We start from the raw sequence: 15,541 nt of genomic DNA, 5'->3' as shown, positions 1-15,541 counted from the left end.
CTCCAGGCGGACCATTTCGATGATCTGATGGACCGCCTTCTCCTTGAACTCGACGGAATACTTTCTAGGCATAGTTCAATCCTTCCTTAGCTGAGGTAGGAACTAAACCCAGGACGCTTCAACTCGTTACCATTTCGGGGTCATCCAATCACGTACTCATAATGCCTGGATGCGAGTGGTAGCGGGACGGTTGAAGTCCGATTACCGCTATTCAATCGGTATGGTCTACAACAACTTCGTGTGGCCGGAAGTGACTGAGCAACAGCGCGCTGAGATTGCTCGGCTCGGGCAGGGAGTGCTCGATGCCCGCGCCCAGTACTCCGGCGCCACCATCGCACAACTGTATGACCCTAAGAGCGATTTCCTCTACTCCGAGCTCAAGGTGGCGCATGAAGCTCTCGACGCTGCCGTGGAACGCGCCTACGGACTAGAACCGGGCTGCACCGAGAGTGAGATCGTGGCCCTCTTGTTCAAGCTTTACGAGCAGGCTTCCAATCAAGCATGATTCTGTGTGTAGCCCGAAGGCAACTGGAGGTAGCAAGGTGACTACACCCGACATCGAAGTTGATTACGATTCCGTGGATTTAATCCTGGACGTCATCGGCCGTTGCTTGCGTGTGGACCGGAAACTCAACCAGCGTTCAACCGTGCACTGATCGTGCGGCCATTTTGAACTAGCACCCGACCACGCTTATCTGTACCCCGGACTCAAAGCGGTAGGGCGTGCACGCATGAGAAAAATGAGAATCTGTGGGATAGGGGATGACAAATGTCATCGGTGCCGGTGTGGTGAACGCAGGTTACTGTTCTTGATGTGAAGCGCGGTTGCGGACTTTTCGGATGAGTTCTACGTTTGCTTCGAAGTCACTACGACTACGGCCAGGGTAGTGGGGCATGCCCCCGTTACGCAGATCGGTGAGGGATTTCCAGACGGTAGCTTCTAGACGTTGTGTGAGTAGGAAGCGCCAGTTGTCGAGTGACAGACTTGGGACGATCTGATCAGGGGTTGCTTCCAGCCCTGCTTGCTTCAGTCGGTTCTTGGCTTCCGGACGTTATTCCGGAAGCCACGGATCTGGTATTTCGGGGAGTCCCACCAACATCTGATGCCAGCAGCAGCGCGTAGCCTCACGTCAATGAAATTTCGCAGGAGCACCTCGATATGGCTGATGTCTTCCAAGAAGGCTTTCGAGATCCTGGTGTTCCACACGTACCAGGTGTCGACCGGTTCGATCCGGTAGCGGCTGAGCCTGGCAGGCGAGAACCACTCCTGCAACGTCTCACGACTCACAGCGGGAGCGTGATAAGATGGAAGGCGATAGGCCTCGGGAAGGTCAATGCCGCGAAACATCGGTATACCCCCGAGGTCATTGTTTTTCTCGGAATGTTCGTCGTAAGACATGGGGGTGTCGTGGGCTGGTGCCACAGCACCTCCTATCGAGTTTAGCTATCCATATTCGGCGTTATTTCTAAAGCGGCAGAGGAACTAGTTTCAGCCGGCTATGAACTTTCATCAAGCATACTGAAAATCTAAGGCAGGATGAGTTCTTGAAGTGTCCCGAGTTTTGTTCCTAGGCTTGTGCCTTAGTTTCCATTGACGATTTCAGCTGCCAAGTCTTTCGGCATCCGTTCAAAATGCGTCTATCGCGTCGAGCTGCCTGTGTCCACAGCCTGGCGGTGTGCCATGAAACACCCAGTTTCGGCGCCACAATCTTGCACGCATTTTGCATAGAAAGGTTCTCTGTCAAGAAGCGATCCTCAACAAGGCGGACCACGCGATCCTAGGCATCTTGATCAAATTTCTTTGGCATATTCCAGACTTTCCCATCTACTCAAACCGAACAAGACCTGGGACACTTCAGGTTCATGTGTGACCCCGCAATGTTCGCGTCTGGCTGCTCGCCTACAGGTGTTCAGCGTTTTCCTCGCGTGGTTTTCAGCTCCGAAAATCGTGGGGCGTCTTCGCCTTGGGAACGCTCCCAACATGCGGCAAACCACTCCGGCGCTGGTAGCGGCGCGAGGGGAACTCCCAGCCCAGGTTCGTACTTGCTACCGGCAGCGTTGAGGCGCATCGCAAAGGGCTCTACTTTCCAGCTCTCCAACGGTAGATGCGGTGGAACGGCTTCAACCCAACTACCTTGGAGGAAGAAACTGCGTCTGGAACGTGACCGTTTCGCTTCAACAACGACATCCAGCGCGAGCAATTCCTTGCCCGCCGCGGTGATTTCCGCCTTTTGCCAGCTATTCCAGCGGCGCACATTCGCATCCGTCGGATCCGGCCACGCCAAAAGTTGCAGATAGTAGCGTGCAGCGTCCTCACTCACACCCAGCGTGGTGCTGGCTTTAGCCACGAGCTGCGGGACCACAGCGAGTGGATCATGCGGATCGCCGCCATCGTATTTTCCACGCAGCCACTGTGCATAGGTGGAAAGCCTGCCGGAAAGCGTCAGGTTGAGAGCTGTCAGTGTCCCCATATCTCCATAGTTTTCAGTACACCAGCGGCGTGCTAAGTGAAGGTCTGGGTCTTCCGGATCATCGATGCCCGTGAGGTCTACGCGCAGACGGTCACGGAGCGTACAGTCGGTCGCTTCGACTCGGAACCGGCTGGACTGCAGAGCGTCATCGATGGTGAATCCCATGGTCCGCTGCAAGTCGGCATCATCAAAAATGCTGCCAGCGTTGACATCGTCCAGGCCGCTAGGGGAGTGGATCAACTCCTCAACGTAGCCAGCAAGGGCGGCGCGCCGGGCATCGGATAGGTCCAGCTCGTGGGCCAGCCAGAGCACTGCTGCGACTTCGGTTGTCCAGTCTTCTTCACTATGTTCACCTGCCAGGACAGACTCCACCGTCTTGCTCGGTAGGTGTTTTGGTATGCGATCAAGACACTCAGGGGGCGCTGCACCCAGGGCAGTTCTTGTTCCAGGCCAACGAGCAGCCATGGCGTGAACATCAAGACCTTGATCCAACAGTTCCGCGGGATCCTCGGGGACACCGGCGGCGAGCACACTCAGGAAGTCCCCCTGGAACTCGTTGAGCCTCGCCCGAGCTTCTGTAACCTCATTCACCTTCAGACCCATTGTTGTGCGCAGCTCTTTGGGCACGAAATTGACAAAGTCCGCGTTGAAATTGGGGAAGCCCACCATCACCAAATGTGCGTTAGCCACGGGCATTCCAGTAGCTTCGGCGAACGCGATTCCTGGCTCAGGTGACCACGGTGCAGGCCCGTTTTCTGTGACACGCTCGAGTAAAGCATCAAAGATCGGCTCCAGATCCGTACGGCCAGGCGAAAACTCACGCCGGTTCACCTCAGGGCAGGTGTTCCCATCGATCACGACGGGCCCGTCGCTGGCTTTGCGCAGAAGCTGCAGGGGCCTTCTAGAGTAGTCGCTGATGAGTACGGATGAGGGATAGCTGAAGGTGTAGTCCACCGCCACGTCTTCGGGCGGTTCAATCTCGTCCACGACCAGGTCAGCAGCATCCACTACACCGGCTGTACGCATCACGAGCCACAGTTCCTTCAAGCCTTGAATCTCCTCGGCAGTGCGGTCTGGGAGCGCTGCTAGAGCAAGAAGACCGTCCGTGGCGCCGAGCAGCTCAGACCAGACGTGGGTGCCGCTAGCGCCAAAATCAAGCGATTCATTGGCGCTTGTCTCGGTGGTGTTCGTTTTGGACAGTGGGTATTGGTGAAGGCCCAGCTTAGCTGTATCGTCCCAAATTTCTTTGACCTTGATCCGGAACCAGTAGCGGCTCAGAAGCGAGGTAAGCGGTGCGTGATGTTGCTCAAACGTGGGTGCGTCCGGCAGGGTGTCAAGTGGACCCGCAACGTCTGGTTGTGGCCAGGACTCCAGCACGTTACGAGCATGCTGGATAACCGCCGAGCACAAGGCTGGGGAGTTCACGCCAAGCTTGTTGGAGACTTCTGCATACAGCCTTCTCCGCTGCTTAGAATCTCCAGCTGCAGCTATGTTCGCTGCGATGTACTCAAGAGCTGGACGCACGTGGTCTGCGGTGATCGTGCGCAACCGCGAACTGAGCTGAGGGTCCCGTGGCCGGGTATGGTGCCACCACAGAGCGGTGTTGAAATCTACTCCGTAATAACGCGTGGTTGCTCCGTCCTCAGGGTGGAGGAGCGAGTAGCCCCAATCTGTGCGAAGCAGAATGCGCGGTTGCCCATCAGGTAAGCGGACGACACCCGATGCTCGCTGTGCATCTTCGCCTGTAATCGGGTACTCAGTGCCATCCGTGTCAACGATGAGCGCGAAATCCGGGGAATTAGGGCTGTAGAACACTGCGTGCCGGTGATACCCCTGCGCAGTGGAGAAAGGGGAACCGGTGGTCGCCTCGGTGACAGGTCGCAACTGTGAATGGAACGGTTGAAAAATAAGGTCGGGGTGGCGTTTACATTGCTCTTGAATCCATTCCGGCATGGATTGAGGGCCTTCGGCACCGGTTTCCGGATCGATTTCAACGAGTGTCCGATCGTGCTGGAGAATCCAGATGCGGTCTTCTTCTACGAAGAACTGCGCGTTTCGGTTATTCCAGGTGTGGTGATCAGGGCGAATAACTGTCTTTGAGTCGATAAGGCGACCGCCCGGAACGGGCACAGACCCGCCGGGAAGATGTCCAGAGCCTGAATGCTGCTTAACCGGGAGGCGCGCGCCGGAAGCAGGCCAGTTGATGTGTTCTTCGCCGGTTTCTCGGTCCAAGGTCAACAGTGCAAACTGTCCATCAACCTCGGTGGCCCCGATGATGGGTTCATCAGTCCCGTGAGGGATATCCCGAGTGGTGCGGCCAGACACGTATGTCGCCTGGTTGTTGTTATAGACCACCACGCCCGGCCAACAGTCCTGAGCGCGGTTTGTATTGGAAAAATCGTGTGACTCTACAGAGCCGTAGGCTTTCTCAAACTCATGCCACCCCAACTCCTCGAGCAGTCCCCGGCGCAGTGTTTCCGCCAGTACCTCGGCAGGATCCTTGTGGTAGGTCCGTACACGGTCCAGTAAGTTCTGCACTTGTTCATCGTCAACTGCTTCGAAGCCACGGACATACCGGGTTGCACCAACCAGCCGATCTACGGTTGGTGCGCTGGCTTCAAGAAGCTCGACCTTCGCGGTGAGGAGTTCAATCACCAGCGGACGGAGGTAAGGGTCCGCGGCAACAGCAGACATGACGTCGGGGTCCGTGAGATTCTTGTCGATGCCGTTGATGATGTACTGCCGGTACTGTTCATCAGCAATCAGGTGTGGAAGCGGAGCCCGGTTTTCACTGTATGCCCAGTTCGCCACATTGATGAATGGCTTGAGGGGCCCACTATGCACGGTCAACCTCACGCCGTGGGCCGCAAGTTGCTCACATGCTTCAGGGGGTATTTGACTGAGCGTTCCCCGCTCCACCCCCATGGAGGTGCATCCAGCTTGTGGAAGAAGTTCCGCAAGCAATGGCGCCAGTTTCGCATTCGCTTGTGTGCGGCCGCTTTTGTGCTGTGAAGCGAACGTCAAAATGAGGGGAACGAACTCGGGGTGGGTGCCCTGCTTGACTAATTCGAGTGAGCCAGTTGCCTGAAGCAGGTCAATCCAGGCATCAGGTTCTGCATTTCTCGGTTGCAGTGTTAACAGATGCTCGCGTAGTTCCGCATCGTGCTGTGCTGCCCTGCGTATAGCGGGATAGTAGTTCTTCCAAAAACTGGGGGCAGCGTACTCGACCGAACTGGTGCGTAGCAGCTCGCGGATAAGGCGGGCTTCTTCCTCAGCAGGGTCCAGTCCGGCGGCCTTTGCCAGCTTGGCTACATCTTTCTTCAAGCTGGCGTGGGGAGACAAGCCGCTGTGGGCACATTCGATGCATAGGGTTCGGAATCTCTCCAAGGCTTCAGCCGGCTCAAGCCTCCGGGACAAACTGCTCGCCTCAGCGGTGAGTTCTTTATGGTTGATTGCCCCGGCGTAAGCGAATTCTAGGAAGACGTCACGGTGCCGTGTTTCGTCGATAGGCACTGCATAGCGGCGCTCAATCTCGCGTGCACGAGTGAACATGTGCGCAGCATATGGGATATTTCCTGCGCGGAGGTAGGCGCGTGCTGCCTCTTCTAGGAATGTTGGCAGGAAGTGTGGCGCGCTCTCCTCCAACGTGGTGGCCAGTGCGAGAATATTTGCTTTGGTGGTCCCTGGTTTCGACTTGGCGAGGCGGGTTGCTCGTTTCAGGTCCGCAACAAGGTTCAGTGCGTGCCGAGCATTCTTCGGGTCGGTGAGGACAGGCCATGCTGGGAACCCGGTTCCACGGCGCTGAATGTGGCCTACGCGAGTGCTGCCCTTGAATTCGATGCCAGACACCGCAAGAGCGAGGGTCTCTGCTTCCAACAGTGGTTCCGGAATGAGTTTGACGATGTTGCGGCCAGGCAGCATAGCATGGGCGAAAGTTGCCGCGCGGAGCGGGAACGATGCATCGTTAGGCTGCAGCGTGATGCCGCCGTGTTCGGTGATAGTGCGGTCATCAGTCATTTTCTTTCACCGTCCCACCATCGTGAATGCGTGTGGCCATGCGGACACCTTCGCTGTATGCCACGGGTCCAAGCTCCCTCACCGGAATGGTCTTGCCATTAACCAGCCAGGAGAGCTCACCCGTCCACGACTCTTCTGTGCGGTTGTTCGCGGCCCCAATCCGATACTGGGCCAGCACCAGGCGCCCGTCCTCGTGGATATGGGTCACCGCGAAGTCACCTTGAATGCTGTAGCCAGCTGCGTAGGCGCGGGCGACGGCAAAGAGGCCCTGATCGAACCGCGCGCCTGCCCACGTGTCTAACGCAGTCACAGACTCATCCGGAAGCGGGTCCGGCAGTTCATATGCCGCGCGATGCAACTGATCGAAGCGCTGCTGGATGCCTAGACCCGCAGCTAGCTTTTGAAGACTAGCCAGATCCTCAATCAACGTGGGGTGGGGGATGAGGATCTCCTCGGACACGAGAGTGCGCGTCTGCCCGTCTCGGGTGAGGATGCGCAAACTGATCTGATCATTAGCGGCGTTGACGTCCTGCAAGAACCCTGCCGTCCCCGCATTAGACGTTCCGCCTTCGTCAACAGGCTGAATGAACAGGCCGCGTAGCCAGGACTGCCATGTCTCATCCGGCCAGACCGCTGCAAGAACGGTGGAGGGAACCGGCGACGAGCGCACTAGCCACTTCTGCACTGTCGCCCCGCACTCAGCATCGTGGTCCTGCAACCAGGTGCGCAGGTCCTGGAGATCAAGAAAGATCTCAGTTTTCTTCACTGCGGCCGGCACAGATTTCAAAACCTTACCTTTGGAATTGCGGGCCAGAATCACGCCATCTGCAATGGTCAGCGCGTATCCGTTGGGTGTATCAATCCAGGTGAGATCTGGCGGTACGGTCATGCGTCACAATGTACCTGACTCACAGCCTTGAGGGGCGGGTGGACTGCTCTAGCGTAGCGTGCTTATCCAGCTGTTACGTCTGGCAGGGGGAAGTGAGCTGGGATAAAGTTCAGGAATGCCTATTACTGCATTCGCGACGGTCAAAGACGAGGTCCAAGGACCGTATTCGCAACAGCGTAGTTTCGATACCCCGGAGATGGAACAGCAGCGGCGTGGCTTCACCGGATACGTGTGGGAGCGCGGCGGTCAGGAGATGACACCGAGCATGTTCGGGCTCATCCGTCACATCGCGGATACGAGGCGCCAGTATGTGTTCGAGCGTGAGGACCTGCGCGGCTTGGAGGACTGGGCGGAGCGAACTAATGCGGTGTTCTTGATGCCTGACGGCGCGGTAGTGAACGTCCATGGCGAGGACATCATCGCAGGAGGCTCCGTGCCGTATCATCCTGCGGCCTGGGAACGGGCACAGCGTGTGCGGGCAGGAATCACACGGGATACCGGTGTGGAGTTGCCTGAGCATTATCCTCCGGTGCGTAGCGAGTTTGAGGTTGTGGTGCGCGGAGAGCGCGAGATTGCTCAACGGTTCATTTCGCTCATTGCGGCTACTGAGCTGGCGGGCCACTTCTTTACTGAGGATGGGGCGCCGTTGGAAGCGATTCGTGGCGTGCTACCTGGGGCGTTTGAGACGCTGACACCAATGGAAGCGCGGTTTGTTGAGTTGCTCGAATCCGGAGCGACGGCCCAAACCGAGACGCCTGCCGGTGCGGAGGCACGGAACTTGGCGGCGCAGCTGGAGTGGCAGGTCGAAGCGGCGCAGATGCTCGCGCATGTGGTAGGCCTCTGGGAGCTTCCGGAGGGTGAACTTCAGGTTAGCCCGGGGCCGCTAGTTACATGGGTTGCAGACAACGGTGAGGCCGCTGTCTATGAGAATGTGACCTCGCTGGCCGCGTTGACCGAAATGTGCGAGAAGTACGAGTTTGTTCGTTCGATGCGGTGGATCGCCGACGATGAACGGGCACATCCTGAACGGCAGGCTACTATCGACGTCCCGACCGCCGGCACATTGCTCGAATGGCACCGTGCGCTGTCTTGGCTGTTCAACCCGGAAACAGACTGGGACGAAGTAGACCTATCGACCTAACGGTCGAAACAGGCCGAGCGGAGCTGGCTTTTATTCCTGGACGAGCAAAAGCAGGTTTGGTGCATGCATCACATAGAAATTTATGTGAGTGATATAGCCAGGAGTCGAGAGTTCTACTCCTGGCTATTAGAGGCACTGGGATTTTTCCTATACCAAGAATGGGAAGAAGGCTTCTCCTACAAAAAAGACAAAACGTATCTCGTTTTCGTTCAAGCCCAAAATAAATATGTGGCGAACGGATACAACCGATGCAATATAGGCCTGAACCATCTGGCTTTTTCTTGCACTGACCCTGAAGAAATTGATCTTCTGAGAGAAAAACTTTTAACCAAAGGGGTCACTTTGTTGTATGATGACAGGTACCCCCATGCAGGTGGAGGTGAAAGCTATGCAGTCTTTTTTGAGGATCCCGATCGAATCAAATTAGAGGTAGCTCTGGCCGATTAAAGCGGGGAAGCAAGATTCACCCTGAGCTAGATGGTCCCCAGCAACCGACCGCGCACCGTTGGAGCGCCTGCGCAAGTACTAGAGGATCGCCTGCGCTGGGCATCCTCAACGCCGGGTTAACGCTGGTAGGGGAGATCATCGCTGTTCGGTACCGGATCAGGGTGCTCGATCACGTACTGCACTGACGCGGCCTCGATCGCCTTGATCGCATTCTTGTCAAGGAGCCCCCGCCTCAATGACGCGATGGCCGTCGCGCGCGTTCCTACGATGTTCAACCAGGTATCGCACATAGCGCGGTAGTCGTCGTCCCAGTTCCCGCCGCCGTTATTGAACAGCTCGCCGCCTATCCTGCCCGCGATGCGCACCACTTCACCCTGCACGGTCTCCGCGGGCCCGCCCATAGGAACTAGGTAATCCCACAGCCACGAGAACTGTTTTCGCACCGGAAGGTCAGGGACTTCGATGCGGCTGGTTCCATCGTGCGCTTCGATCAGTTGCACCGGCGGAACCCCGGAGAGCCGGTACAGTTCCGCCATAGCGGCGTCGACGGCTCGGGTCCCGTCGGTGCTCTCCTTCCTCAACCGTGCGGTCTGGGCATGTTCCTTACCGATCTGCCTGACGAAGCCGCGGCCGTCGTCGGTCAGGTGCGCGCCGGAGTCGAGCAGGAAGGACAAAGTCTCCACGATGTAAGGTAGCTTGTAGCCTCCGTAGGAGTGAGCCACGGCCTTGTCAGCTGCGGTGCGATCGTGCGGCCATTCGAGGGCGTGGATGTCGGCGCCGTGCTCGAGGAGCAGACGTACGGCTTCGACGCGGTACGAGTTCGCCGCGATCATGAGCGGTAGGTGCCTGCTTTCAGGATTGGGGTTGGCGCCAAGCTCCAGCAACAGCTGCATACGTGGGATGTTCCATTTGCTCGCCGCAGCAGCCAGGGGCGTGTAGCCGAAGTGGTCCTGAATATCGATGTCAAGACCCTGCTCGAGCAGCCAGCGCACCAACTCTGGCGGGGATTCAACCAACGCGAGCGCTGTGCGCTTGTAATACCCGGTTGTCGCCTCCAGCAGGCACGTATTGTAGACGGCCTTCATCGCATCGAGGTCGCCGCTTTCGAGGATCTCAGTGAAGTTCTCCGGCAGGGTTTTACGCTTGCGAGCCATACGTTGATGCTAGCAAGCAGATTGCCAGGTAGGGGAGGGGCGGCGGCGGTGGGAATGGCGTAGTGGATCCCCGTGAGCGAGCCATCGGCAGGCCTCATCTGATGCCAACGCTTGCTTGTACACACAGCCGTGCCGGGCAGGTCTGGAAACCTGCCCGGCACGCGAACACGACGCAGTTAGCCGCCGAAGACGGCGCGTAGCACTAGCACGCCGACCGCACCGAGGACGGCGGCGACCGGGACCGTGATGACCCACGCGAGCGCGATCGGCTTCATGAGCTTCCAGTTAGCGGCCTTGTTGACAATGCCGATACCCAACACAGCGCCAATCAGGATGTGCGTCGAAGAAACCGGCAGGCCCATAACCGATGCCAACATCACGATACCCGCCGCGGCAAGCTCCGCCGCGAAACCGGACGCCGGGTGCATCTCAGTCAAGCCAGAGCCAACGGTCTTGATCACAAAGCGGCCGATGAACCACAGACCGACAATCAGCGCGACGCCGGCGGTCAGCATCACGGCAGGCGGAACCCCGGCCTCGTCGTTGATCTGACCGGTTTTGAGGACATCGAGGATCGCCGCGAACGGACCAATCGCGTTAGCGATGTCGTTAGAACCATGGCTGAACGCAAACGCGGACGCCGTGAAAACCTGCATCCAGCTGAACAACACAAACGTCGAACGCGAAAGATCATGCTTCTTGAGCGAACGCGCGAAGATGAAAACCGCCATCCACACAGTCGCTGCGATCATCCCGAGAATCAGGAAGTTACCGACCGAGCTGAGCTCAAAATTGAGGTTCTTCAACCCCTTGAACAGCATCATCGAACCGATCACAACCGCGCCGAACGCCGCGAGCAACGGAACCCAGGTTTCAAGCGCGCGGTGCGCTTGAACCTCCCGAGCGCGGGTCTCTACGCTGTGCAGGTCCCGGTAATACTCAGACTCGAGCTCTTCCGGGTCCAAGTCCTCACGCTGATACACCGAAGCGTCACGGGCCATCGCGTTCGTGTAGGAAATCTTCTGCAGCTCGTCGAGCCGCTCAAAAGCTTTCTTGTGGCGGGTACGCAGTTCAGCACGTTCACGTTTCAGCTCACGCAGCTTCACATCCACCTGCTCGTTATAAACCAGGATGTGCTTCTTGATCTGCCCGAACAGAACCCACGCAACAATGCCGCCCAGCAGCGGCGACAACACCCACGAGAGCACGATCTTTCCGATCTCGCTCCACTGCACCATTTCGAAGCCACCGGTGCCGGTCGCGAAACCCAACGCGAGCGCCGCGCCAACAATACCGCCAACAATCGAGTGCGTCGTCGAAACCGGCCAACCCATGCGGGAAGCAACCAAAAGCCAGATCGCCGCGCCGAACAGCGCCGACATCATGATGAACACAAAGTCCATCGGCGCAAGATCGATCGCGTTGAGGTCTACGATGCCCGAACGCACCGTCTCCGTAACCTCGCCGCCAGCGAGCACCGCGCCACTGACCTCGAAGATTGCAGCGATGATGAGCGCCTGTTTCATCGTCAGCGTTCCCGCGCCAACACTGGTACCGAACGAGTTCGCGACGTCGTTACCGCCGATGTTGAACGCCATGAACAATCCGAAAAGGATCGTCAGAACGAGGACGGCCTTGTTCGCGCCCGGATCAACATAGGTGAAGGACCAGCTCATAAACACCGCGAGCGTGACGGCCATGAGAGTTCCGAAAGACAGATGCCACCACCGGTCTGGGCCTAAGAAACCGTGTTTGCCTGGAAGCGCTGAAGAATCTTGTCGAGGTTTGAGTGACTGCGCCATAGAAAGCCTTTCCCCAGAGCTGGGATGCTCTAGTGGCAATATCGTGGCGCAGACGGTTGAAATACAGGGCAGGAATACGTGAACACCGCGTGACAAGCTGGTGCGGACTAGATCCAACCGTTCGCTTTAGCGAGGTGGGCGGCCTCAAACCTGTTAGCTGCACCCGTTTTCGCCATAATGTTGGAAATGTGGTTACGCACCGTGCCAGGGGATAGGTGCAAGGCTTTCGCGATCGCGGGTGCGCTCTTGCCTTGGAACAGTTGCTGACACACCTCAGATTCCCGCTCGCTCAAGGGATTATCGGGTACCAGTAAGCTGTCACGTGCCAGGGTTGGGTCTATCACGCGCAACCCGGAATGCACTCGTCGGATCGCATCCGCCAGTTCATCAGGTGGTGTGTCTTTGACGATGAAGCCGTCCACACCCACCTTCATCGCCCGTTTCACATACCCGGCCTTGCCGAACGTGGTCACAATCAGGCAACGGCACGGATGCCCAGCCAACTTTTCGGCAACATCGAGGCCGTTGAGGCCGGGCATCTCAATATCCAATAGCGCCACATCAATGGGTTGCTGCTGCACGAGCTCTATAGCCTCGGTCCCTGTAGCGCATTCCGCGACAACCTCGATGTCCGTCTCCGAACCCAGTAACGCAACCAACGCGCCGCGTACCAGCGACTGGTCCTCAGCGATCAACACACGAATCCTGTTCATTCGCTCGCCTCCCGCACCACAGCGCCGTCACGCATCAGTTCGCTATCGCCGCTCATCGTGATCAGAGCTCTGCTCAGCCCGTGCTCACGGCGCACGATGAGGCGCCCGCCAGCCGCCTCAACTCGCTCACGCAGCCCAGCCAGGCCGCCCTCGCGGTTCTGCACGGTATCGGTGCTGAACCCGCTGCCGTCGTCAGTCACCTGCAGCTTATCTGCGCTCACGCTGACCCAGCAGGTGTGCGCCCCGGAATGGCGGACCACATTCGTGGTCAATTCACGCAACCCCCAAGAGAACACGTTCTCGTGAGCACCCACCGGGGTGAGGCGTTCAGGAAGATGCGCGGTGATGCCTTTTGTTTCTAACGCTCGGCGCGCGGCTTGCAGCTCACCAGCGAAGGTGGGGGTGCGCATGCGTGTGACTGTTGCGCGAACCTCGGCAAGCGCTAGCCGGGAGAGCTCGCTGATCTCTTTGAGCTCCCGTTCGGCCTGCTCAGCGTTGGTGTGTAGAGCCCGGCGGGCCACCTCGGATTTCAGGTTGATCACCGTGAGCGAATGCCCCAGAAGGTCGTGAACATCGCTCGCGATGTCCTCCCTCTGCTGCGCAAGGTCAAGCTCGTGTTGTAACTGCTGGCGGGACTCGTCGTACTGAGAAAAAGCACCCACCCCAACCAGTAACAGGGGCATGAAGAACAGCAGGAAAGATGCCCAGCTCAGGTCTTGCGGCGATAGCCGCCATACCGGGAAAGCGCCGGCCGCCCCCGTAGCTACTACGATGGGGAGGGACTTCTTCCACGGGACAGCGAAACCCAGTACCGCCGCCAGATACGGTGCGTAGGTCACCACTCCCGTTTTGATGACAGGCACGCTCGCCAGCGCGATGACGAACAGGATGCCCCACCTCAACAATGCGCGCGGAAACTGGCCCCACCCGCTTGGGAACGTGTCCATTGAGCCGAACGCATAGAAGTAAAGCAACCCAAACACGGTCACACAGACCGTCATCCACGCCTTGTCGACGGCACTGAACTCGCCGCTCACATATACCTGAACCAAGACGGAGGCGAGGAACACAAGCCATATTGAGGCGAAGATCGCGTTGTTGAACTGGAAGTCTTTGAATAGGCGCATCAGCTTCGGTTCTTGTCGCGCTGGCGCATGATCAGGCAGAAGCCCACGAAGATCACCGTCCATACCGAGATGCTAACCCAGGCATGCCACATCGGCTCGAACATCAACCCCGTGCCAGCAATTTGCGCTCCCTCGGCCAACGGCCACCGCACCAGCATCATCGCGCCGTACATCGGCGTAAAACGACCTATGTCCAGCAACGCACCGGTCAACGGCATGAACACATTAGCCGCGAAAGCGATGATCACAATGGAGCCGGTAGCGATCCCCACCGTGTTCTCTTTAGGGACCACGAGCGTCCACGCCAAGCCATAAAAACCGAACGGGATCGAACACAGAACGCACGCAATGAACGTCAACGCCCACTGTTCGGGCTGCATTTTCGCGTTCGTGAGGGCCCCGACAATGAATACCGCGGCGATCGGTAACACCGCACGCACAGCGATACTGACCGTGTTAGCGAAAGCTAACTGCCACGGGCGTAGGGGAGTCAGAGCGAGCTGCCGGCCCCACCCGCTACGGCTATCCGTCACGGATGAACCGGCCGCACCGACCGCACCAACCACACCAGCGTAAAAAGCCATGCCCAGCATCACGTACGCGGCGAGGTTACCGCCGTTCATCTCCTGCTCACCGTAGCTCTGCAACGCGCCAAAGATGAGGTAAAAGAAGATCGGTAGCCCGACGCTGAAGAAGATCGTGGTCATGTCCCGGCGCAGACGCAACAGCTCATGCCCGGTGAACCTCAACGTAGTGCTCAACATGTGCTTAGTCCTCCTCGTTGTTCTGGGTCTGGCCGCTGTTCTGCGTCAGGGCGAGGAATGTGTCCTCGAGGCCGTGGCTTGTCACTTCAAGGTCACAAGCGTCAGTTTCGGTCAGTAAGTACCGGGCAAGCGCATCGGAATCCTGGGTTGTGATGTGCACACGGTTGCCGTGAGCCTCAACGCTTTCCGCGCCTGGCAACCCCGATAACTCCGGGACCCCGCCTGGGAACGTGGCGCTCACCGTGCGGTTGGAGCTCATGTTTCGCAGCTCATCGGTGGTGCCGTCCGCGATGACCTCGCCCTTGTTGATCAGCACGATGCGTTGGGCAAACTGGTCTGCTTCCTCCAGGTAGTGGGTCGCGAAGATGATGGTGCGGCCCTGCTCAGCCTGATGCTTCATGGACTCCCAGAATCGATGGCGAGCGCCGGCATCCATGCCGGCGGTCGGCTCGTCAAGAATGAGGACGTCCGGGTTGCCGAGAATCGCCAACGCGAAACGGATCCGCTGCTGCTCACCGCCGGAACACTTGCCGACGCGGCGTTTATAGATCGGTTCCAGATGCGCCTGCTCGATAACCTCATCCAGAGGCAGATGGCGCGGGAAGGTCGAAGCGATCATCTTCAACGTGTCCTTGACCGTGAGGTCGCTGAGCAGGCCACCGGTTTGCATGAGGGCGCTGATCTTTTGCTGATACACCGCTTTTTGAGGGGCCTGACCCGTGACCTTGATAGACCCGGACGATGGGGTGGTGAGCCCCAGAATCAGGTCCACCAGCGTGGTCTTGCCGGCCCCATTAGTGCCCAGCAGGGCAATGATCTCACCGGGCTGGACCGTGAGGCTAACGTCCTTCAAAGCGTGCACGGGATTGCCTGAACGCGCGTTGAAGGTTTTGTTCACTCCGCGCAGTTCTATAGCTGGGGTGAGTTCTATAGCGGGAGAATTCTGTTCCCTCGTCAGGTGTGTTCTCTTCATGCAATTCACGCTAATGAGCCAGCGAGGAACGCACGCATAGCAG

Annotated in this window: 12 protein-coding genes and 1 pseudogene; 4 read left to right on the top strand and 9 right to left on the bottom strand. The window is 58.1% G+C overall.

All coding sequences use genetic code 11. The annotated features are described in order from the left end of the window. Positions 1-133: 133 nt before the first annotated feature. A pseudogene (locus MHJ63_RS10045) lies at positions 134-238 on the top strand (type IIL restriction-modification enzyme MmeI); the annotation flags it as partial. After that, entirely contained in the window at positions 221-505 is a 285-nt protein-coding gene (locus tag MHJ63_RS05510; RefSeq protein WP_338110377.1) for a type IIL restriction-modification enzyme MmeI, read from the top strand. The pseudogene MHJ63_RS10045 and the gene MHJ63_RS05510, both read left to right, overlap by 18 nt. A 522-nt stretch (positions 506-1,027) precedes the next feature. Here the strand turns inward: MHJ63_RS05510 and MHJ63_RS05505 are convergent. The 3 genes from MHJ63_RS05505 to MHJ63_RS05495 form a co-directional block, all read right to left on the bottom strand. Then, positions 1,028-1,423 carry a hypothetical protein gene (locus MHJ63_RS05505; protein ID WP_239446453.1) on the bottom strand — a complete coding sequence of 132 codons (396 nt, stop codon included), beginning with the start codon at positions 1,421-1,423 and terminating at the stop codon, positions 1,028-1,030. Positions 1,424-1,910: 487 nt separating this feature from the next. Continuing rightward, complete coding sequence (locus MHJ63_RS05500; RefSeq protein WP_239446452.1) at positions 1,911-6,488, bottom strand: hypothetical protein; 4,578 nt, start codon at positions 6,486-6,488, stop codon at positions 1,911-1,913. Continuing rightward, positions 6,481-7,377, bottom strand: a complete 897-nt coding sequence (locus MHJ63_RS05495) for a DUF4132 domain-containing protein (protein ID WP_239446451.1) — start codon at positions 7,375-7,377, stop codon at positions 6,481-6,483. Before MHJ63_RS05495 ends, MHJ63_RS05500 begins: the two co-directional genes overlap by 8 nt. A gap of 115 nt (positions 7,378-7,492) precedes the next feature. On the opposite strand from MHJ63_RS05495, the gene MHJ63_RS05490 reads away from it, so the two are divergent. Next, on the top strand, positions 7,493-8,518 hold the full coding sequence (locus tag MHJ63_RS05490) for a DUF4272 domain-containing protein (protein ID WP_035754415.1): 1,026 nt from the start codon (positions 7,493-7,495) through the stop codon (positions 8,516-8,518). A gap of 63 nt (positions 8,519-8,581) precedes the next feature. Then, positions 8,582-8,965, top strand: coding sequence for a VOC family protein (locus tag MHJ63_RS05485; protein ID WP_239446450.1), 384 nt, complete (start codon positions 8,582-8,584; stop codon positions 8,963-8,965). A gap of 116 nt (positions 8,966-9,081) precedes the next feature. Here the strand turns inward: MHJ63_RS05485 and MHJ63_RS05480 are convergent, their stop codons facing one another. The 6 genes from MHJ63_RS05480 to MHJ63_RS05455 form a co-directional block, all read right to left on the bottom strand. Next, entirely contained in the window at positions 9,082-10,119 is a 1,038-nt protein-coding gene (locus MHJ63_RS05480) for an ankyrin repeat domain-containing protein (RefSeq protein WP_070507152.1), read from the bottom strand. A gap of 176 nt (positions 10,120-10,295) precedes the next feature. Then, on the bottom strand, positions 10,296-11,921 hold the full coding sequence (locus MHJ63_RS05475; protein ID WP_239446449.1) for an inorganic phosphate transporter: 1,626 nt from the start codon (positions 11,919-11,921) through the stop codon (positions 10,296-10,298). Between the two features lie 107 nt (positions 11,922-12,028). Further along, positions 12,029-12,634, bottom strand: coding sequence for a response regulator transcription factor (locus tag MHJ63_RS05470; protein ID WP_239446448.1), 606 nt, complete (start codon positions 12,632-12,634; stop codon positions 12,029-12,031). Further along, positions 12,631-13,761, bottom strand: a complete 1,131-nt coding sequence (locus MHJ63_RS05465; RefSeq protein ID WP_239446447.1) for a sensor histidine kinase — start codon at positions 13,759-13,761, stop codon at positions 12,631-12,633. The genes MHJ63_RS05470 and MHJ63_RS05465 overlap by 4 nt, the downstream gene beginning before the upstream one ends. Continuing rightward, a complete protein-coding gene (locus MHJ63_RS05460; RefSeq protein WP_198020615.1) occupies positions 13,761-14,525 on the bottom strand; it encodes an ABC transporter permease in 765 nt (254 codons plus the stop codon). Before MHJ63_RS05460 ends, MHJ63_RS05465 begins: the two co-directional genes overlap by 1 nt. A 4-nt stretch (positions 14,526-14,529) precedes the next feature. Beyond that, complete coding sequence (locus MHJ63_RS05455) at positions 14,530-15,498, bottom strand: ABC transporter ATP-binding protein (RefSeq protein ID WP_083285395.1); 969 nt, start codon at positions 15,496-15,498, stop codon at positions 14,530-14,532. Positions 15,499-15,541 lie beyond the last annotated feature (43 nt).

The organism is Pseudoglutamicibacter albus (genome assembly GCF_022346425.1).
Taxonomy (GTDB): Bacteria; Actinomycetota; Actinomycetes; order Actinomycetales; family Micrococcaceae; genus Pseudoglutamicibacter; species Pseudoglutamicibacter albus.
Note: the sequence above shows the minus strand (reverse complement) of the source record. Positions and strands in the feature narration are given on the sequence as shown.